At 74.8% G+C, this 18,449-nt stretch carries 20 protein-coding genes and 1 tRNA gene; 14 read left to right on the top strand and 7 right to left on the bottom strand.

Going from position 1 to position 18,449, the window contains the following annotated elements; translation table 11 throughout:
* Positions 1 to 37: 37 nt before the first annotated feature.
* On the top strand, positions 38 to 616 hold the full coding sequence (locus ABD160_RS16665) for a hypothetical protein (RefSeq protein WP_344023386.1): 579 nt from the start codon (positions 38 to 40) through the stop codon (positions 614 to 616).
* Positions 617 to 641: 25 nt separating this feature from the next.
* On the opposite strand, the gene ABD160_RS16660 is transcribed toward ABD160_RS16665, so the two are convergent.
* On the bottom strand, positions 642 to 1,295 hold the full coding sequence (locus ABD160_RS16660; protein WP_344023385.1) for a phosphatase PAP2 family protein: 654 nt from the start codon (positions 1,293 to 1,295) through the stop codon (positions 642 to 644).
* Positions 1,292 to 2,980, bottom strand: a complete 1,689-nt coding sequence (pgi, locus tag ABD160_RS16655) for a glucose-6-phosphate isomerase (protein WP_344023384.1) — start codon at positions 2,978 to 2,980, stop codon at positions 1,292 to 1,294. Before pgi ends, ABD160_RS16660 begins: the two co-directional genes overlap by 4 nt.
* 567 nt (positions 2,981 to 3,547) lie before the next feature.
* Between pgi and ABD160_RS16650 the strand changes: the two genes are divergently transcribed.
* The 4 genes from ABD160_RS16650 to ABD160_RS16635 all read left to right on the top strand — a co-directional run bounded on the left by ABD160_RS16650 (position 3,548) and on the right by ABD160_RS16635 (position 6,210).
* A complete protein-coding gene (locus tag ABD160_RS16650; RefSeq protein WP_344023383.1) occupies positions 3,548 to 4,015 on the top strand; it encodes a DoxX family protein in 468 nt (155 codons plus the stop codon).
* Positions 4,016 to 4,160: 145 nt separating this feature from the next.
* A complete protein-coding gene (locus ABD160_RS16645; protein ID WP_344023381.1) occupies positions 4,161 to 5,030 on the top strand; it encodes a HipA family kinase in 870 nt (289 codons plus the stop codon).
* Positions 5,027 to 5,470, top strand: coding sequence for a DUF3037 domain-containing protein (locus tag ABD160_RS16640; protein ID WP_344023379.1), 444 nt, complete (start codon positions 5,027 to 5,029; stop codon positions 5,468 to 5,470). Before ABD160_RS16645 ends, ABD160_RS16640 begins: the two co-directional genes overlap by 4 nt.
* A 260-nt stretch (positions 5,471 to 5,730) precedes the next feature.
* Positions 5,731 to 6,210, top strand: coding sequence for a DUF6069 family protein (locus ABD160_RS16635; RefSeq protein WP_344023377.1), 480 nt, complete (start codon positions 5,731 to 5,733; stop codon positions 6,208 to 6,210).
* A gap of 6 nt (positions 6,211 to 6,216) precedes the next feature.
* Here ABD160_RS16635 and ABD160_RS16630 read toward each other — a convergent pair whose 3' ends face one another.
* Positions 6,217 to 7,575 carry a cytochrome P450 gene (locus ABD160_RS16630; protein ID WP_344023375.1) on the bottom strand — a complete coding sequence of 453 codons (1,359 nt, stop codon included), beginning with the start codon at positions 7,573 to 7,575 and terminating at the stop codon, positions 6,217 to 6,219.
* Positions 7,576 to 7,706: 131 nt separating this feature from the next.
* Between ABD160_RS16630 and ABD160_RS16625 the strand changes: the two genes are divergently transcribed.
* Together ABD160_RS16625 and ABD160_RS16620 are read left to right on the top strand one after the other, a co-directional pair.
* Positions 7,707 to 8,582 (top strand): metallophosphoesterase family protein, encoded by an 876-nt coding sequence (locus ABD160_RS16625; protein WP_344023373.1) that lies wholly within the window; start codon positions 7,707 to 7,709, stop codon positions 8,580 to 8,582.
* A 54-nt stretch (positions 8,583 to 8,636) separates the two neighbouring features.
* On the top strand, positions 8,637 to 9,965 hold the full coding sequence (locus tag ABD160_RS16620; RefSeq protein ID WP_344023371.1) for an FAD-dependent oxidoreductase: 1,329 nt from the start codon (positions 8,637 to 8,639) through the stop codon (positions 9,963 to 9,965).
* Positions 9,966 to 10,046: 81 nt separating this feature from the next.
* Here the strand turns inward: ABD160_RS16620 and ABD160_RS16615 are convergent, their stop codons facing one another.
* Positions 10,047 to 10,298, bottom strand: coding sequence for a type B 50S ribosomal protein L31 (locus ABD160_RS16615; protein WP_344023369.1), 252 nt, complete (start codon positions 10,296 to 10,298; stop codon positions 10,047 to 10,049).
* Positions 10,299 to 10,371: 73 nt separating this feature from the next.
* On the opposite strand from ABD160_RS16615, the gene ABD160_RS16610 reads away from it, so the two are divergent.
* Complete coding sequence (locus ABD160_RS16610) at positions 10,372 to 10,941, top strand: hypothetical protein (protein ID WP_344023367.1); 570 nt, start codon at positions 10,372 to 10,374, stop codon at positions 10,939 to 10,941.
* Positions 10,942 to 11,093: 152 nt separating this feature from the next.
* Here the strand turns inward: ABD160_RS16610 and ABD160_RS16605 are convergent, their stop codons facing one another.
* A complete protein-coding gene (locus tag ABD160_RS16605) occupies positions 11,094 to 11,867 on the bottom strand; it encodes an IclR family transcriptional regulator (protein WP_344023365.1) in 774 nt (257 codons plus the stop codon).
* 48 nt (positions 11,868 to 11,915) lie between these two features.
* Between ABD160_RS16605 and ABD160_RS16600 the strand changes: the two genes are divergently transcribed.
* The 5 genes from ABD160_RS16600 (at position 11,916) to ABD160_RS16580 (ending at position 16,799) form a co-directional block, all read left to right on the top strand.
* Positions 11,916 to 13,199 (top strand): MFS transporter, encoded by a 1,284-nt coding sequence (locus ABD160_RS16600; protein ID WP_344023363.1) that lies wholly within the window; start codon positions 11,916 to 11,918, stop codon positions 13,197 to 13,199.
* Positions 13,196 to 14,305: a cupin domain-containing protein gene (locus ABD160_RS16595; protein ID WP_344023361.1), complete on the top strand. Its 1,110-nt coding sequence runs from the start codon at positions 13,196 to 13,198 to the stop codon at positions 14,303 to 14,305. Before ABD160_RS16600 ends, ABD160_RS16595 begins: the two co-directional genes overlap by 4 nt.
* Positions 14,306 to 14,335: 30 nt before the next feature.
* Entirely contained in the window at positions 14,336 to 15,181 is an 846-nt protein-coding gene (locus ABD160_RS16590; RefSeq protein ID WP_344023359.1) for a fumarylacetoacetate hydrolase family protein, read from the top strand.
* Positions 15,178 to 15,864, top strand: a complete 687-nt coding sequence (locus tag ABD160_RS16585; RefSeq protein ID WP_344023357.1) for a maleylpyruvate isomerase family mycothiol-dependent enzyme — start codon at positions 15,178 to 15,180, stop codon at positions 15,862 to 15,864. The genes ABD160_RS16590 and ABD160_RS16585 overlap by 4 nt, the downstream gene beginning before the upstream one ends.
* Before the next feature lie 110 nt (positions 15,865 to 15,974).
* A complete protein-coding gene (locus tag ABD160_RS16580) occupies positions 15,975 to 16,799 on the top strand; it encodes an SDR family oxidoreductase (RefSeq protein WP_344023355.1) in 825 nt (274 codons plus the stop codon).
* A 14-nt stretch (positions 16,800 to 16,813) separates the two neighbouring features.
* Here ABD160_RS16580 and ABD160_RS16575 read toward each other — a convergent pair.
* Together ABD160_RS16575 and ABD160_RS16570 are read right to left on the bottom strand one after the other, a co-directional pair.
* Positions 16,814 to 16,889 (bottom strand) — tRNA-Gly (locus ABD160_RS16575).
* A gap of 90 nt (positions 16,890 to 16,979) precedes the next feature.
* Entirely contained in the window at positions 16,980 to 17,870 is an 891-nt protein-coding gene (locus ABD160_RS16570) for an SMP-30/gluconolactonase/LRE family protein (RefSeq protein ID WP_344023353.1), read from the bottom strand.
* Between the two features lie 105 nt (positions 17,871 to 17,975).
* Here ABD160_RS16570 and ABD160_RS16565 point away from each other — a divergent pair.
* The coding region (locus tag ABD160_RS16565; protein ID WP_344023351.1) for a TetR/AcrR family transcriptional regulator at positions 17,976 to 18,449 on the top strand (474 nt) is incomplete at its 3' end.

Below are 18,449 nucleotides of genomic sequence, written 5' to 3'. Positions count from 1 at the left end.
GTGTTCCGCGTCCCGGGGCCGGTGGCATGATCTCGGCGTGCCGGACGACTCGGATGCCGCCCTGCTGTTCGTCGACCGCGGCCTGGTCCGGGCCGAGCAGGGCCCGCCGGACCGGGCGGCGCAGCATCGCGCCGTCGCGCTGGCCGGATGGACCCGACGGCTGCGGTTCGCGGTGCCGGTGGTCGCCGTGGCGGCGGTGCTCGGTGCGTTCCTCGGCACCGGCCCGGCGCTCGCCGGGGCGGCGCTGGTGCTGCTGACGCTGGTGGGGTTGCTGCTGGTGGCGCGGCGGGCGCAGGTCGCGCACGCGGTCGCCGGGCTGCCGGTGCCGATCGAGAACGTCGCCGAGGTCGCGAAGGCGATGCGTGCGGTCGGCGCGATGACCCGGGTGCTCGCCACCGACCGCCGGTGGCGCCGCTCGGACTCGGCGGGGGAGGCGACCGGGGTGCTGCGGACCTGGTCCCGGGGCGCGGACGCGCTGCGCGGCGCCTGGGTGCGCGACGACGTCGTCGGGTGGATCGAGACCGCCCGCGAGCTCGCCGCGACCCGGTCGCGGGCCGAGGCGGTCACCCGGGCCCTGGACCCGCCCGCCGACGAGGAGCGGTCCTCGGAGGGCTGAACCACCCGGCCGGGCCGGCGAGGAGTCAGACCTCCGCGGCCCGGCGCGCCGTCACCGCGGCCAGCACCGCGACCCCGGCGAACGCCAGCCCGGCCCCCAGCGCCCAGCCGGCGAGCACGTCGGACAGCCAGTGCACGCCCAGGTAGATCCGGGTGATCCCGACCGCCACCACCCACAGCACCGCGAACCCGGCGAGCAGCGCCCGGCCCCGGGCCGCGCACCGCGGCCACAGCACGAGCACCAGCACGGTCCAGGCGGCGGCCGCCATCGCCGCGTGCCCGGACGGCAGCGACTCGTTCGCCACCGCCATCACCTGCAGTTCCTCCGGCGGCCGGGGCCGGTCCAGGACCCGCTTCAGCGCGGTGAACACGACGCTGGTCAGCAGCGGGACGAGCGCCACGCACAGCCCCTCGGCCCGGAACCCCCGCCAGGCCAGCGCGCCGCCCACCACCAGCGCGAGGCCCGCGCTCGCGGCGGTGTTGCCGATCTCGGTCACGACCAGCGCGGTCGCGGTCGCCGCCGGCCGCCGCTCGTCGGCCAGCCCGACCGCGGTGCCGACGTCCCGGCCGGCCAGCGCGCCGGAGCTCGCGACGGCCATCAGCGCCACCGCCGCCGCGAGCAGCACCAGCGCGACGATCGCGAGCCGGCGGACGTCGCGGGCCGGGGCGGCCGGGCTCACCGCCCGCGCCACGCCCGGTACTGGCCGATCAGCGCGGCGGTGGACGGGTCCAGGCCGGCCTCCTGCGCCGACGGCGGCTCGGCCGCGGACAGCGCGGGCCCGAACTGCCTGGCCATCACCTTCCCGAGCTCCACACCCCACTGGTCGAAGGAGTCGATGCCCCAGATCGTGCCCTCGACGAACGTGACGTGCTCGTAGAACGCGATCAGCTGGCCGAGCACGGCCGGGGTCAGCTTCTCGGCGAGGATCGTCGAGGTCGGCCGGTTGCCGGGCATCACCTTGTGCGGCACCACGTCGGCCGGGGTGCCCTCGGCGGCGATCTCCTCGGCGGTCTTGCCGAACGCCAGCGCCGCGGTCTGCGCGAACAGGTTCGCCATGAACAGGTCGTGCATGTCCCCGGAGCCGCTGTCCCCCGGGTCGCTGTCCTCGCCGGGGAGCGCGTGGTGCGGCTGCGCGAAGCCGATGAAGTCGGCGGGCACGATCCGGGTGCCCTGGTGCAGCAGCTGGTAGAACGCGTGCTGGCCGTTGGTGCCGGGCTCGCCCCAGAAGATCTCGCCGGTGACGGTGCTGACCGGGGTGCCGTCGCCGCGGACGGACTTGCCGTTGGACTCCATCGTCAGCTGCTGCAGGTAGGCGGGCAGCCGGTGCAGGTACTGGCTGTAGGGGAGCACCGCGCGGGTCTCGGCGCCGAAGAAGTTCGTGTACCAGATGCCGAGCATCCCGGCGATGACCGGCAGGTTCTCCTCCGGCGGGGTGGTCCGGAAGTGCACGTCCATGGCGTGCATCCCGGCCAGGAACTCGGCGAAGTGCTCCTTGCCGATGGCGCACATCAGGGACAGCCCGATCGCGGAGTCCAGCGAGTACCGGCCACCGACCCAGTCCCAGAAGCCGAACATGTTGTCGGTGGAGATGCCGAACCCGGCGACCTTCTCGGCGTTGGTGGACACCGCGACGAAGTGCTGGGCGATCGCCTTCCCGTCGTCGGTGCCGAGCCCGTCGAGCAGCCAGGACCGGGCGTTGCGCGCGTTGGTCAGCGTCTCCTGGGTGGTGAACGTCTTGGACGACACCACGAACAGCGTGGTCGCCGGGTCCAGCCCGGTCAGCGCCTCGGTCAGGTCGGTCGGGTCGATGTTGGACACGAAGCGGCACTCGAGGTCGCGCCGGGCGTAGTCGCGCAGCGCCTCGTAGGCCATCACCGGGCCGAGATCGGAGCCGCCGATGCCGATGTTGACGACGGTGCGGATCGGCTTGCCGGTGAACCCGGTCCACGCGCCGGACCGGACCGCGTCGGTGAACTCGCCCATCCGGTCGAGCACCGCGTGCACGTCGGCGACGACGTCCTGGCCGTCGACGACCAGCGTCGCGTCCCGGGGGAGCCGCAGGGCGGTGTGCAGCACGGCGCGGTTCTCCGAGGTGTTGACCCGCTCGCCGGTGAACATCGCCTCGGTGCGCTCGCGGAGCCCGGCGGCCCGGGCGAGCGCGCCCAGCAGCCGGACCGTCTCCCGGGTGATCCGGTGCTTGGAGTAGTCGAGGAGCAGGTCGGCGCCGCGTGCGGTCAGCGCGGCGGCCCGGCCCGGGTCGTCGGCGAACAACGCCCGCAGGTGGCGGGGCTCGACCTCCGCCGCGTGCTCGGTCAGCGCGGTCCACTCCGGAGTGGCGGTGATGTCGATGCTCGTGTCGGACACGGGTCCATCATTCCGCAGCGCGGATCGGGCAGCGCGCCGACACGAGCGCGAGTCGCGGTATCGGACGGTGCTGCAGGACGGTGCTGTCGGACGGTGCTGTCGGACGGGGGTACCGGCGACGGTCCGCACAGGTCCGGTCGCGCTGGGCCGCCCGGGGGTACCGCCCGTCGCGGACGGCGCCGTCCGCGACGGGCGGTACCGCACGGGCGACCGGCTGCCGGGTGCCGGAAACGGTCCGTGATGCCGTCCCAAGTTACCCGTGAGTACTGGGGCAGACGGGTGACCGGCCGCCGACACCGTGCACGTTCCGTGCCTGTGACCAGCGGCGATGCGGAACCGCCCGGGCCGCTCGGCGGCGTCCGGACCGGTCGCGGCGCCGGATCGCCCGGTCGTGGCGGGCGCCGCACGACGAGGTGTGAGTGCAACGACACTCGTCGCGCGATGCGGTCAGCTCGTCGCGCAGAGTCGCTGGACCGGGTGGCGCAAGGCGGTTGATCTCCTAGGCTCTTGTGCATTCAGTGATCACCGTGTCACCCGACGTGATCATGTCCGCACCCTGGAGGCACCGTGTACCGCTCCCTGACCGGCACCCCGCGCGACGTCGTCCTGCTCGTCGGCCGTGTCCTGCTCGCCTACATCCTGGTGATGCACGCCTGGATGAAGGTCGACGCCGGCCTGTTCGACACGGCAGCGGTGTTCAGCAAGTTCGGCATCCCGCTGGCCATCGCGGCGGCCTCGTTCACGATCGTCGTCGAGCTGGTGCTGTCCGCCTCGCTGCTGCTCGGCCTGCGGATGGTCGTGCCGTCGGCGCTGATGGTGTTCGTGATGGCGGGCGCGATCTACTTCGTGCACGGCCAGCACGGCCTGTTCATGGCCGACAACGGCTGGGCGCTGGTCGGCGTGATCATCTGCGGGCTGCTCGCCTTCATGGTCTCCGGCCCGGGCCGGTTCAGCGCGGACGAGCTGCTCGCGAAGCACGCCGAGCGCCGGATCGAGCAGACCCAGGCCATCCCGCGGCAGACCGTCTCGGTCTGAGCACACCGGACCTCCCGGCCCGTCCGCGCACCCCGACGCCGGACGGGCCGGTGAACCACCACCCGCCCGCACCCCGACGCCACGGGGTGCGGGCGGTCGCGCATCTGGATCGCGACCGCCCGGCGCGCCGCACTACCCTCGCGCCGTGTCCTCCCCACCGGCCCCGCCCGAGCGGGGCCTGCGTCATGTCACGGCGATCCGCTACGTGCTCCCGCTGCGCGAGGGCGGATCGCTGCCCGGCCTGATGGAGGCCGACGATCTCGGCAGCTACGCGGTCAAGTTCACCGGCGCGGGCCAGGGCCGGGCGGTGCTGGTCAACGAGATCGTCGCGGGGGAGCTGGCCCGCGCGCTCGGCCTGCCGGTCCCGGAGATCGCCACGATCACCGTCGACGGCGGCCTCGGCCGCTCCGAGCCGGACCAGGAGGTCCAGGAGCTGCTCCGGCGCTCCGCCGGGCTGAACCTGGCGATCGACTTCCTGCCCGGGGCGCTCGACCTGGACCCGCTGGCGTTCGACGTCGGCCCCGGGTTCGCCGGGCGGGTGCTGTGGTTCGACGCGCTGGTCGGCAACGTCGACCGGTCCTGGCGGAACTCGAACATGCTGCTGTGGCACCGCAGCCCGTACCTGATCGACCACGGCGCGACGCTGACCTTCGCCCACGACTGGGGCTCGGTGGCCCGGTTCCCGGCCCGGCCGTTCGACGCGGGCGACCACGTGCTGCTCGGCGCGCACCCGGACCTGGCCGCCGCCGACGCCGCGCTCGCCCCGCTGGTCACCGCTGAGCTGCTGGACGGCGTGCTGGCGCTGGTGCCCGACGAGTGGCTGGACGGCACCGACGGGTTCGGCTCGCCGGACGCGGTCCGGGCCGGCTACCGCGGCGCCCTGCTCGACCGGGTCGCGCAGCGCTCCGCCTGGCTGCCGGGGGTGGCCGGGACGGTCGCGGCCGGCCGGCCGCGACCGGTGCAGCGGGAGCCCCGGCACCCGTCGTGGCTGCGGATCGGCGGGGCCGGCCGGTGAGCGGTCCGGTCGGCTACGAGTACGCGCTGCTGCGGGTGGTCCCGCGGATCGAGCGCGGCGAGACGATGAACGCCGGGGTGCTGCTGTACTGCCGCCCGCACGACGCCCTGGTGGTCCGGGTCGAGCTGGACCGGGCCCGGCTCGCCGCGCTGGACCCGCACTGCGACGCCGACGCCGTCGACGACCTGCTCGCGACGATCGCGGCGGTCGCCTCGGTCCCGGAGCCGCCGCGCTCGGACCGGCACGCCACCGGCGCGCTCGCCGCCCGCGGCCCGGGTGCGGGGGAGGACATCGGGCGCCGGTTCCGCAGGCTGACGACGGCGCGCAGCACCATCGTCGCCCCCGGCCCGGTGCACGCCGGCCTCACCACGGATCCGGCCGCGGAGGCCGACCGGCTGCTCGACCGGCTGGTCCGCCCGCCGGGCCCGCCGCGCGGCTGACCCGGCCGTCCTCGCCGAGATGCAGCTCAGCGGGCCGCGCAGCGCCGCCCGGCCCGCTGAGCTGCATCTCGGCGGACGTGGGGCCACGATCGGTGCGAGTCCCGCGGGTTGCCGGTACGGCTGGTTCCACGTTGCCGGGTCGCGGCGTAACGTGCCGGGCACGCCGGGTGATCACGCGTGCTCCGCACGGATGCGTCACACTCCTCGTGCGATCCACCCGCCCGATCCACAGACCAGCGCGACACCCGGGGGAGACGACGATGTCCGAGGACGACCGGACCCGTGAGATGAGCCGGGATCCCCACCCCCCGCGCCGGCCGGCCGTGCAGGCGGGCCGGCTGTGGGCCGGCGGCGTCGCGACCGCGGTGATCGCCGCGCTGATCGCGATGGTCGGGTTCCTGATCGTGCGGGTGCTGCTGCAGATCCCGTACCTGGCGCCGATCGAGGGCGACATCATCGGCGGCTGGGACGGCGCCGTCCAGCTCGCGATCGCCGCCGCGCTGGCCGCGCTGGCGGCGACCGGGCTCGCCCAGCTGCTGCTGGTCGCGGTGCCCAGCCCGATGGCGTACTTCGGCTGGATCGCGGGCCTGCTCACCGCGGTGGCCACGGTCTACCCGTTGGCGTTCTCCACCGAGCCGCTCACCGTCCGGATCGCCACCGGCGTCATCCACCTGGTGATCGGCATGGCGATCATCAGCCTGGTCACGACGACCGTGACCAGCGCGTCCACCCGGATCTGAGCCGGCTCAGGCGACCGGCTCCTGCACGTCGCTGCGGGCCTCGCCGAGCCGGACCGGCAGGCTGCGGTAGCCGCGCAGCACCCGGGTCCCGCGCAGCTCCGCCGGCCCGTCGGAGCGCAGGTCCGGATAGCGGTCGAACAGGGCCCGCAGGCCGACCTCGCCCTCCATCTTGGCCAGCGCGGCGCCCAGGCAGTAGTGGATGCCCTGGCTGAACGCGACGTGCCGGTCGGCGTTCTCCCGGCCGACGTCGAACCGCCCGGGATCGGTGAACACCGCCGGATCCCGGTTGGCCCCGCCGAGCTGGGTCAGCACCAGCGCACCCCGCTTGACCGGGAAGCCGCACACCTCGGTGTCCCGGGCGGCGACCCGGCCGGTGCGCTGCACCGGGGAGTCGAAGCGCAGGATCTCGTCGACGGCGTTCGGCCAGAGCGACGGATCGGCGCGCAGCCGCTCCAGCTGGTCGGGATGGGCCAGCAGCAGCCGGGTGCCGTTGCCGATCAGGTTGACGGTGGTCTCGAACCCGGCGGCGAGCAGCAGCAGCGCCAGCGACACCAGCTCGTCGTGGGTGAGCCGGCCCTCCTCCTCGTCGTAGGCCTGGACCAGCGAGGACAGGATGCTGTCGTTCGGGTTGCGGCGCAGGTCCTCGAAGTGGCCGGCCATCCAGTCGGCCAGCGCGTCGATGTCCCGCTCCGAGCGCCGGAACATCGGGTAGGTGAGGCCCATGTCGAGCGAGTAGGCGCCGCCCTCGCCCCAGCGCAGGAAGTCCTCGCGCATGGACAGCGGCGCACCGAGCATCTCGGCGATCACGGTGGCCGGCAGCAGCGAGGCGTACTGCGCCACGACGTCGGCCCGCCGGTGCGTGCCGGAGCGGGCCCGGCCGGACTCCATGTCGTCGAGCAGCCCGGCCGCGACCTCCTCGGTGCGGCCGCGCAGCCGGGTGATCGCCTTGGCGCTGAACGAGCGGGTGACCAGCTTGCGGATCCGGTTGTGGTCCGGCGGGTCGATCGCGAGCAGCGACGGCGGCTCGGCCGGCCCCAGCGGCCAGCTCCCCCCGGCCCGCAGCGCCGCCTTGAGCAGCCCGGGTGCGTTCTCCGGCATCCGCAGGCCGACGCAGAAGTCGGGGCTGCGCAGCACCTCGGTGGTGATCTCGTGGTCGACGGTGGTCCAGCTCAGCGCCGAGCGCACCAGGCGGCCCTGCGACCGCAGGGCCTCGTAGTGCGGGTACGGGTCGCGCACCGCGTCCGGCTCGATGATCATCCGGGCGCCCAGGTCACCCCTGGCGGCCTGCCGGGACACCTCCCGCCGCACCGCCCCGTGCCGCAGCACCCACCGGACCCAGCGCCGCGCCCCGCGTGATCCCGCCATGCCGACCTCCCGCGTCGTGTCCTCGTCGTCGAGCTCGGGACCGAGGCTACCGGCAGTAAGCTACTCGCGGTAAGGAACTTTTCGGCCGGCCCGGTCCGATCCGGGCCGGCCCGGCGGGTACTACTGGTGAGGTGTCCGCCCCGGATGGCCCGCGCCTGCTCGCGGTGAGCGACCTGCACGTCCGTCACGCCGAGAACCGGACGATCGCCGACGCGCTCGCCCCGGCGCACCCGGACGACTGGCTGATCGTCGCGGGCGACGTCGACGAGCGCATCGAGGGCGTCGCCGGCACCCTGGCCGCGCTGCGCGAGCGGTTCGCCACGGTGCTCTGGACGCCCGGCAACCACGAGCTCTGGACCCGGGCCAGGAACGCCCGCGCCGAGGAGGTCGAGCAGCTCGCCGGCGTCGCCCGCTACGACGAGCTGGTCCGCCGCTGCCGCGAGATCGGCGTGCACACCCCGGAGGACGCGTACCCGGTGTGGGACGGGCCGGGCGGGCCGGCCGTCGTCGCACCGCTGTTCGTGCCCTACGACTACTCGTTCCTGCCGGCCGGCACGTCCACCTCGGCCGAGGGGCTGGCCGCCGCGTACGCGGCCGGGGTGGTGTGCACCGACGAGCACCTGATGTACCCGGACCCGTACCCGACCCGGGAGGCGTGGAGCGTCGCCCGGGTGGCGACCACGACGGCCCGGCTCGACGGGCTCGACGAGGACCTCCCGACCGTGCTGGTCAACCACTGGCCGCTGGTCCGCGAGCCCTGCGACGTGCTGCACCATCCCGAGTTCGCGCTGTGGTGCGGCACCACGGCGACCGCCGACTGGCACCGGCGCTACCGGGCGAAGGCCGTCGTGCACGGGCACCTGCACATCCCGCGGACGGTGACCGTCGACGGCGTCCCGTTCGTCGAGGTCTCGCTCGGCTACCCGCGCGAGTGGCGGCGGCACTCCGAGCGGGTCGGCGGCCACTTCCCGGACCTGTTGCCGCGCATCGTGTTACCTTCGTCATAATAAGGTAAGGCTTACCTCATCTACGCTCGGGGGTCGTCGACCCCGAGGAGAACGATGAACGCGCTGCGCGTCGCGGTGGTGGGTGCCGGCCCGGCCGGGATCTACGCCGCCGACACCCTGATCAAGTCCGACGCCGAGGTGGCGGTGGACCTGTTCGAGAAGCTCCCCGCGCCGTTCGGCCTGGTGCGCTACGGCGTCGCCCCGGACCATCCGCGGATCAAGCAGATCGTCAACGCCCTGCACCGGGTGCTGGACAACCCGGCCGTGCGGCTGTTCGGCAACGTCCACTACGGCACCGATCTCACCCTGGACGACCTGCGCGAGCACTACGACGCGGTGATCGTCGCGACCGGCTGCGAGCGCGACCGCGACCTGGACGTCCCCGGCATCGACCTGCCCGGCAGCCACGGCGCCGCCGAGTTCGTGCGGTGGTACGACAGCCATCCCGACGTCGGTCGCGAGTGGACCCTCGACGCGTCGTCGGTCGCCGTGATCGGCGCCGGCAACGTCGCGCTCGACGTCGCCCGGGTGCTCGCCAAGTCCGCCGAGGACATGCTCTCCACCGAGATCCCGGACTCGGTGCACGCCGGTCTCGCCGTCAATCCGGCGACCGACGTGCACGTGTTCGCCCGGCGCGGTCTCGCGCAGGCCAAGTTCAGCCCGATGGAGCTGCGCGAGCTCGATCACGTGCCCGGCCTGGAGGTGGTCGTCGATCCGGAGGACGTCGAGTTCGACGACGGCTCGATGGCCGACATCCGCGCCACCAAGCACGTCCAGATGGTGGTGAAGATCCTGCAGGACTGGGCGATCCGCGACCGCCGCGGCGATCCGCGCCGGGTGCACCTGCACTTCTTCGCGCGGCCGGACCGGGTGCTCGGCACCGACCGGGTGACCGGTCTGCGGGTCGAGCGCACCGAGTACACCGGCGACGGATCCGTGCGCGGGACCGGGGTGTACACCGAGTACCCGGTCGGTGCGGTCTACCGGGCCGTGGGCTACACCGGGTCCGAGCTCGCCGGGCTGCCGTTCGACGCCGCACGCGGCGTCGTCCCGCACGAGGCCGGCCGGGTGGCCGGCCATCCGGGCGTCTACGCCGTCGGCTGGATCAAGCGCGGCCCGGTCGGGCTGATCGGGCACACCAAGGGCTGCGCCTCGGAGACCGTCGGCAGCCTGCTGGCCGACGCCGACGGCCTGCCCCGCGCCGCGCAGCGCGATCCGGAGGCGGTCGACGCGCTGCTGGCCGGGCGCGGCGTCCCGTTCACCACCTGGGACGGCTGGCTCACCCTGGACAAGCACGAGCGCGGTCTGGGCGAGGCCCGCGGCCGCGAGCGGATCAAGGTGATCCCGCGCGAGGAGATGACGGAGATCAGCCGGGCCGGCTGATCCCGGGCAGGACCACCCGGTGCGAGACCGGGCTCAGGGACGGGCGGTCGCGGAACCCCGCGGCCGCCCGTCCGGCCGTGCTCAGCGCTTGCGCTCACCGAACCGGCGGCGGAACTTCTCGACCTGCCCGGCGGCGTCGAGCACCCGGGTGTTGCCCGTCCAGAACGGGTGCGACGCCGCGGTGATGTCGACCCGGACCAGCGGGTAGGAGTTGCTGTCGGACCACTCGACGGTCTCCCGGGACGTCTCGGTGGACCGGGTCAGGAACCGGTCGCCGGTCGACATGTCCTGGTAGACGACCGGACCGTACGAGGGGTGGATGCCGGGCTTCACGGGGTTCCTCCTGCGTCGACGACTGCTACCGTGAACTCTAAACGACAATGGTTCCGGTTTGCAGGAGGTGTCCATGGATGGCTTCACGGTGGTCCGGTGCGGGTCCTGTGCGCACATGCCCTCCGGCTTCGACGACGACGGCGATCCCGGTCCCGGTCCCGGTGTCGGTGTCGGCGGGTGCGGTGGTGACGGCGACGGCGGTGTCGGCGACTGCGGTGGTGACGGCGGCGGTGGTGTTGTCGGCGGCGGTGGTGTTGTCGGCGGTGGCGGTGGCGGTGGTGTCGGTGGCGGTGGTGTCGGTGGCGGCGTCGTCGCGGCGCTGCCGGGGATCGACGAGGTGCTGTTCGAGGGCCTGCGCGCGGTGGTGCGGGACAGCCCGCACGGCATGCTCGTCACCGCCGGCTGCCGGCTCGGCCCCGCCGTCTGCGCCGGCCGCCGGCCGGGCCTGATGCTGCTCGTGCAGGGCTGCGTGCCGGACCGGAGCCGCGCGACGTCGCCGGTGGTCGCGGTCGGCCCGGTCCGCAGCACCCTCGACGTGCGGGTGGTGACCGGCTGGCTGCAGGGCGGCGGGGCGCCCGACCCGATGGCGCTGCCCGCCCGGCTGCGCTGCGCGATCAGCCCCGCCCCGGCCGGCGGTCGGTAGCCGGACCGGCGGGCGCCCGTCACCCCGGCCGGAGCGTCGCGCGGGGCGGCTCCGCCACCCGTGGTCGCACCCAGGTCGCCGCCCGTGGTCGCCGCCCGTGGTCGCCGCCCAGGCCGCCGCCCGGGGCGTCGGCGGAGGGCGCCGATGCCGGATCAGCCGGTCCGGTACCCCGCCGCCTCCACCGCCCACTCGGTCCCGATCCGGCCGGTCGCGGCCGCCAGCTCGGCACCGAGCTCGGCGACCCGGTCCCGCCGGAACCGGACGGTCGGCATCGCGATCGCGACGGCGGCCGGGACCGCGCCGGGCGGACCGTCCACCGCGCGACCGATCGCGGTCACCCCGGACTCGGTCGCCTGCTCGTTCAGCGCGTAGCCGCGGCGCCGGCACCGGCGCAGCTCCCGCAGCAGCGCCTCGACGTCGACCGGGCCTGCCTCGGTCGCGTCCGGGGCGGCCAGCCGGGCCCGCACCTCGTCGTCGGGCAGGGTGGCGAGCGCGGCCTTCCCACCGGACGCCAGATGGGCCGGGAGCACCCGGCCGGCCCGGTCGCCGACCCGCAGCACCTGGGTGCACTCCACGGTCGCGACGAACCGGGTCCGGTGCCCGACCGTCACGGTGACGCTGGTGGTCTCGCCGGTCCGCGCGGTCAGCTCGCGCAGGTGCGGCTCCGCGATCCGGCGCAGGTCGGCGACCGGCTCGGGCGCCGACGGATGCCGCAGTGCGGGCCCGGCGAGGTAGCGGCGGTCGTCGTCCTGCTCGGCGAAGTCGCGGTAGACCAGCATCGCGAGCAGCCGGTGTGCGGTGGAGCGGGCCACGCCGAGATGTTCGGCGGCCTCCATGACACGCAGCGGTCCCTCCTGCTTGAGCAGGGTCGCGAGGCGCAGGGCGTGGTCCACCGAGTCGATGCCGTACGCGGGCCGATTCTTCATGTCAGAATCTTATCGCCCGTCTTGCAGAATCCTCATACCGTCCGGGGCATGACAGTGACGTCTCGGCACGGGGCGGCGGCCACGGTGACGCTGCTCTGCTGGCTTCTGATCGTCTTCGACGGTTACGACCTGATCGTCTACGGCACCGTGCTGCCCGCGCTCCTGGAGGAGCCGGGCTGGGGGCTCGATCCCGGCAGCGCCGGGCTGATCGGCAGCCTCGCGTTCGTCGGCATGCTCGTCGGCGCGCTGCTGGCCGGTTTCCTCACCGACCGGCTCGGCCGCCGGCGCACCATCCTGGCCTGCACCGTGGTGTTCTCGGTGTGCACCGCGATCTGCGGCCTGGCGCCCGGCCCGGTCGTGTTCGGACTGTTCCGGCTGCTGGCCGGGCTCGGGCTGGGCGGGCTGGTGCCCGCCGCGAGTGCGCTGGGCGCCGAGTTCGTCCCCGCCCGCTACCGGCCGGTGGTGGCGACCCTGATGATGTCCGGGATCCCGATCGGCGGATCGATCGCGGCGCTGGTCGGGATCGGCGTGCTGCCGGCCGCCGGCTGGCGGCCGATGTTCGGGATCGCGCTGCTCGCGCTGGTGCTCGTCGTCCCGGTGTGCCTGTTCCGGCTGCCCGAGTCGCCCGCCTGGCTGCGCGGGCGGGGCCGGATCGCCGAGGCCGAGATCGTCGAGGCCCGGTACGGCGTGCCACCCGAGCCCGCCACCGCCACCCCGGCGGCGGCCGGCCCCGGTGAGCTGTTCCGTGGCCCCTACCTGCGCCCGACCGTGCTGTTCGCGGTGGCCACCGCGGCCACCCTGTTCACCTGGTACGGGCTGGGCACCTGGCTGCCGCAGCTGATGCGGACCGCCGGGTTCGAGCTCGGGCCGGCGCTGGGCTTCCTGCTCGCGCTCAATCTCGGCGCGGTCGCCGGCTCGGTGCTCGCCGCCGCGGTCGCGGTGCGGTTCGGCGCGGCCGGGACCGGTGTCGCCGCCTGCCTGCTCGCCTCGGCCGGGCTGCTGGTGCTGCTCACCGGCCCGGGGGTGGCCGGGTCCTACCTGGCGCTGGTGCTCGCCGGGATCGGCACGCACGGCACCCAGTGCCTGATCATCGCGATGGTCGCCGGCCGCTACCCGGCCGCGATGCGCGGCACCGCGCTCGGTGTCGCGCTCGGCGTCGGCCGGATCGGTGCGGTCGCCGCGCCGCAGGTCGGCGGCCTGCTGCTGGCCGCGGGCCTGGGCGTGAACGCCAACTTCCTGATCTTCGCCCTGGCCGCGGCGGCGGCCGGGGCCGTCCTCCTGATGATCCGCCGTCCGGTGGGCGAGCCCCGCCCGGAAGGAGTCCCCGCATGACCGTCCACGCCTCGCCGGTGTCCCTGCGCGCCACCGGCGGACCCGGTCAGCCCGAACCGGGCCCCGCGCTCTCCGAGCTCTACCGGGGCTTCGAGCGGCAGTCGCTGGTCCCGCTCTGGACCGAGATCGGCGACCTGATGCCGCCGTCGCCGCGGCCGCGGGCGGTGCCGCACCGGTGGTGCTGGTCGGAGCTGCTGGGTCTGGCGCAGCGTTCCGGCGATCTGGTGCCGGTCGGCCGGGGCGGCGAGCGCCGTGCGATCGCGCTCGCCAATCCGGGGCTGGGCGGGGCACCGTTCGCGACGCCGACGCTGTGGGCGGCGATCCAGTACCTGAACCCGCGCGAGGACGCCCCGGTGCACCGGCACGCGCAGAACGCGTTCCGGTTCGTCGTCGAGGGCGAGGGTGTCTGGACCGTCGTCGACGACGACCCGGTCGCGATGCGCCGTGGCGACTTCCTGCTGACCCCCGGCTGGCGCTTCCACGGCCACCACAACCGGTCGGACGCGCCGATGGCCTGGCTGGACGGGCTGGACATCCCGTTCGCCCACCACATGGGCTCCGGGTTCTTCGAGGACGGCCCCGAGGAGGTGCCGGACCGGTCGGCGCCGGCCCGCTCCCGCTCGGAGCGGCTGTGGTCCCATCCCGGCCTGCGGCCGGTCGGCGTCACCGGGGAGACCCGGTGCTCGCCGATCGCGGCCTACCGCTGGGAGCACACCGACGCCGCGCTGCGCGAGCAGCTGGCGCTGGCCGACGAGGGCCGCCCCGGCGTGCTGGAGGCAGGCCACGCCGCGGTGCGCTTCAGCAACCCGGTCACCGGCGGCGACGTGCTCCCCACCATCCGCGCCGAGATGCACCGGCTGCGGGCCGGCACCCGGACGGCGACCCGCCGCGAGGTCGGCTCGTCGGTCTGGCAGGTGTTCGACGGCGAGGGCACGGTGCGGGTCGGTGACCGGGAGTGGCCGGTGCACCGCGGCGACCTGGTCACGGTCCCGTCCTGGGTGCCGCTGACGGTGACCGCGGTGACCGGACTGGACCTGTTCCGGTTCTCCGACGCGCCGATCCTCGAACGCCTGCACCTCGACCGGGTCGAGCTCGGCAACCCCTGAAACCCACCAGAGAAGGAAGAGGAACATCCCATGCGACTGACCACCCTGCGGACCGCCGCCGGAACCCGGGCGGCCCGGATCGACGGCGACACCGCCGTCGAGATCGGCGCCCCCGACCTCGGCGCGCTGCTCGCCGACCCGATGTGGGAGGCGCGCGCCGCCTCGGCCGACGGGCCGCGGCACGACCTGGCCGGCGCCGATCTGGCCCCGGCCGTCCCGCACCCGGGCAAGATCTTCTGCGTCGGGCTGAACTACCGCTCGCACATCCTGGAGATGGGCCGGGAGCTGCCCGAGTACCCGACGCTGTTCGCGAAGTTCCCGGAGGCGCTGATCGGCCCGGACGACGTGATCGAGCTGGACGCCGCCTCGTCGGCCGTCGACTGGGAGGCCGAGCTGGCCGTCGTCGTCGGCCGCCGGGTGCGCCGGGCGTCGGAGGCCGAGGCGGCCTCGGCCGTCGCCGGGTTCGCCGTGCTCAACGACGTGACCATGCGGGACTGGCAGTACCGCTCGGTGCAGTGGCTGCAGGGCAAGACGTTCGAGGCGACCACCCCGCTCGGCCCGCAGCTGGTCACCCCGGACGAGCTGCCCGGCGGCGTCCGCCCGGCGCTCGACCTGAGCTGCACCGTGGACGGCGAGACCGTGCAGCGGGCCGACACCTCGGACCTGGTGTTCGACCCGGTCGCGCTGATCTCCTACATCTCCTCGATCGTCACCCTGAACCCGGGCGACGTGATCGCGACCGGCACCCCGGGCGGCGTCGGGCACGCCCGCGAGCCGCGCCGCTACCTGACCGACGGCGCCGTCCTGGGCACCGCGATCCGCGGGCTCGGCGCGCAGCGCAACGCGGTCGCCGCGGCCGCACCGGTGCCGGCGTGACGGCGGCGACCGCGTCCGCCGCCCGCACCTGGGCCGACGAGGGGACCCGGCTGCTGCTCGGCGCCCTCGACACCCTCGACGACGCCGCGCTGGACCGGCCGTGTGCGCTGCCCGGCTGGAGCCGGCGGCACCTGCTGGCCCACGTCGCGTCGAACGCCGAGGCGCTCGGCCGGCTGCTGGACTGGGCGCGCACCGGGGTGGAGAACCCGATGTACGCCTCCCCGGAGCAGCGGGCCGCCGAGATCGAGTCCGGTGCGCTGCGCGCCGACCTGCCCGACCGGGTCCGGGACACCGCCGAGCGGCTGTCCGCGGCGATGGACACGATGCCGGCGGACGCCTGGTCGGAGCCGGTGGTGACCGCCCAGGGCCGCACGGTCCGGGCGGCCGAGACGATCTGGCTGCGCGCCCGGGAGACCTGCATCCACGCCGTCGATCTCGACGCGGGGGTCCGGTTCGCCGACCTCCCCGGGGACTTCCTGGTCGCGCTGATCGAGGACGTGGTGGCCTGGCGGTCGACGCGCAGCGGGCCGCCGGCGGTGCTGCGCACCCCGCGCACGCTGCACGAGCTGCCGGGGAAGGGGGAGCGGCACAAGGTGGAGCTGCCGGTGCCGCTGGCCGCGGCCTGGCTGGTCGGCCGCGCGCCGCACTGCCCGGACCTGCCGGAGCTGCCCCGGTGGCTGTGACGGCGCCGGGCCCCGCCGGGCCTGCGCCGTGCCACGCCGGGCCGGTCCCGGACCGGCCGGGCCGGCGAAACCGGGTCGCGGGCGCCCGCCGGGTCCGGTAGGCCGGTGTGGTGAGCAGTCTGCGGCGGGACCCGATGCCCCTGCGCGGCCGCGCCGCGCTCGTCACCGGCGCCGGCCGGCGTGGCGGGATCGGGCACGCGACCGCGTGCCGGCTCGCCGCATACGGCGCGAGCGTCGTCGTGCACCACTTCGCGCCGCACGACGCGGCCCAGGAGTGGGGCGCCGACGACGTCGGCGCCGCCGTCACCGAGGTGCGCGGCCATCGCGCGGCGGACGGCGCGGTGGTCGCCGACGTGCACGCCGACCTGGCCGATCCGGCCGGGCCGCAGCGCCTGGTGGACGCCGCCCGGGCGCTCGTCGGACCGCTGGACGTGCTGGTCGCGAACCAGGCGCTGTCCGGGTCCGACGGCCCGCTGGGCGAGCTGGGGGAGGAGCTGGACCGGCACTGGGCGGTGGACGCGCGGGCGTCGATCCTGCTGGCCCAGGCGTACGCGAACGCGCACGACGACGACCGCCCCGGCGGCGCGATCGTGCTGCTCACCTCCGGCCAGGCGGAGGGGCCTATGCCCGGCGAGGTCGCCTACGCGGCCGCGAAGGCGGCCGTCGCCGGGATCACGCTGACCCTGGCCGATCAGCTGGCGGACCGGCGGATCCGGGTGAACACGGTCAATCCGGGGCCGGTCGACACCGGTTACCTGGGGCCGGAGGCGTTCCGCGCGATGGCGGAGATGTTCCCGTTCGGCCGCTTCGGGGAGCCGGACGACCCGGCCCGGCTGATCTCCTGGCTCTGCACCGACGAGGCCTACTGGATCACCGGGCAGGTGATCGCCTCGGAGGGCGGTTTCGCCCGGCACCGCAACGGATGGCGGCCCTGACCGGTCCCGGGATGTGGAGCGGACGACGGGACTCGAACCCGCGACCCTCACCTTGGCAAGGTGATGCGCTACCAGCTGCGCTACGTCCGCACGCCTCGCACCGTGCCCGGTGCGATCTGCGTGCTGAACCGTAGCGCACCCGGCAGGCGCCCGGACCCGTGGGGGCCCGGGCGCGGTCGCTCAGGGGGTGCCGCCGTGCCCCACCTCGACCCGGACCGCCACCACGGCGCCCTCCCGGGCGTTGCGGCGGGCCTCCTCGTGGAAGTCCGGCGCGACGCTGGCGAACAGGGTCTTCCCGTCGGAGCCGCCCAGCATGCAGGCGAACACCCCGGTGCCGGTCTCGATCGTGTCGACGATCTCGCCGCCCTCGCGGACCCGGATCAGCCGGGCGTTGAGCGCGTCGGCGACCCACAGGGCGCCCTCGGCGTCCAGCCCGCAGCCGTCCGGCGCGACCGCGATCTGGCCGAGCGCCTTCTCGACGTCGCGGTCCGGCAGCTCGCCGAACGAGGCCCACACCCGGCGGCCGCTCAGCGAGCCGTCCTCGGCGATGTCGAACGCGGTGATCCGGTTGCCGAAGGTCTCGTTGACCAGCAGCGTGCCGTCGTCGGTGATCACGCTGCCGTTGGGGAACCACAGGTCGTCGGCGACGACGGCGACCGAGCCGTCCGGGTCGATCCGGACCAGTGACGCGGTCTCCAGCGGCGCGCCGCCCATCAGGTCGAAGCCGAAGTTGCCCGCGTAGGCGCGCCCCCGGGCGTCGACCACCATGTCGTTGAGGTGCCCGCCGGTGTGCGCGGAGACGTCGGCGTGGGTGACCAGGGTGCCGTCGGGCTCGCGGCGGAGCACCCGGGCGTCGCGCATGGACACCACGAGCAGCCTGCCGTCGGGCAGCCAGCCGAGCCCGGAGGGCTGCTCCGGGACCTCGGCCTCGAGGCGCTGGTCACTGCCGTCCTCGGCGACCGAGAGCACCTGGTGGGTGTAGAAATCGACGAACCACAGGCGGCCGTCGTGCCAGCGCGGGCACTCGGTGTAGGTCAGGCCGCTGACGATGGTGCTGATCTCACGGGGCATGGGGGATTCCTCCGGCGGCGACGGCGCTGATGACTGAGCGCATAGTCAGTGGATCTGCTAGATGTGTCAAGGAACACGGTGGGTACGTGCGGTGGAGGGGACGACATGACGCGGAACGCCGCGGATCCGGCGGCCGGGCTCTGGGGGGACGATCTCGCGCCGGTCGCCCGGACGCTGCTCACCTCCGCCGTGCACTGCTTCGCCCGGCGGGGCTTCACCGGCACGACGACCCGGGACATCTCGACCGGCGCCGGGCTGAGCCCGGCCGCGCTGTACGTGCATTTCCGCTCCAAGGAGGACGTGCTGTTCGAGATCGCCCGGCGCGGCCACCTGCGGGCGCTGGAGGCGGTCTCCGCGCCCGAGGTGACGGCCGGGCTCGACGACCCGCCGGCCCGGCTGCGGGCGGTGGTGGCCCGGTTCGTGTCCTGGCACGCCCGGCACCACGTCGCGGCGCGGGTGTGCCAGTACGAGCTGGCAGCGCTGGGCCCGGAGCACCTGGACGAGATCGTCGCGATCCGCAGGCAGTTCCCGGAGCTGTTCCGGTCGGTGATCGCCGAGGGCGTCGACCGGGGCGACTTC

It is taken from the genome of Pseudonocardia kongjuensis, assembly GCF_039526905.1.
GTDB classification, from domain to species: domain Bacteria; phylum Actinomycetota; class Actinomycetes; order Mycobacteriales; family Pseudonocardiaceae; genus Pseudonocardia; species Pseudonocardia kongjuensis.
Note: the sequence above shows the minus strand (reverse complement) of the source record. Positions and strands in the feature narration are given on the sequence as shown.

Excerpts from the sequence above, each read along its gene's own strand:
- ABD160_RS16590 (WP_344023359.1), top strand. The coding sequence starts at position 14,336 with ATGCGACTGACCACCCTGCGGACCGCCGCCGGAACCCGGGCGGCCCGG.
- ABD160_RS16635 (WP_344023377.1), top strand. The coding sequence starts at position 5,731 with ATGTCCGAGGACGACCGGACCCGTGAGATGAGCCGGGATCCCCACCCC.
- ABD160_RS16620 (WP_344023371.1), top strand. The coding sequence starts at position 8,637 with ATGAACGCGCTGCGCGTCGCGGTGGTGGGTGCCGGCCCGGCCGGGATC.
- ABD160_RS16630 (WP_344023375.1), bottom strand. The coding sequence starts at position 7,575 with ATGGCGGGATCACGCGGGGCGCGGCGCTGGGTCCGGTGGGTGCTGCGG.
- ABD160_RS16570 (WP_344023353.1), bottom strand. The coding sequence starts at position 17,870 with ATGCCCCGTGAGATCAGCACCATCGTCAGCGGCCTGACCTACACCGAG.
- ABD160_RS16600 (WP_344023363.1), top strand. The coding sequence starts at position 11,916 with ATGACAGTGACGTCTCGGCACGGGGCGGCGGCCACGGTGACGCTGCTC.
- ABD160_RS16595 (WP_344023361.1), top strand. The coding sequence starts at position 13,196 with ATGACCGTCCACGCCTCGCCGGTGTCCCTGCGCGCCACCGGCGGACCC.
- ABD160_RS16605 (WP_344023365.1), bottom strand. The coding sequence starts at position 11,867 with ATGAAGAATCGGCCCGCGTACGGCATCGACTCGGTGGACCACGCCCTG.
- ABD160_RS16610 (WP_344023367.1), top strand. The coding sequence starts at position 10,372 with ATGGATGGCTTCACGGTGGTCCGGTGCGGGTCCTGTGCGCACATGCCC.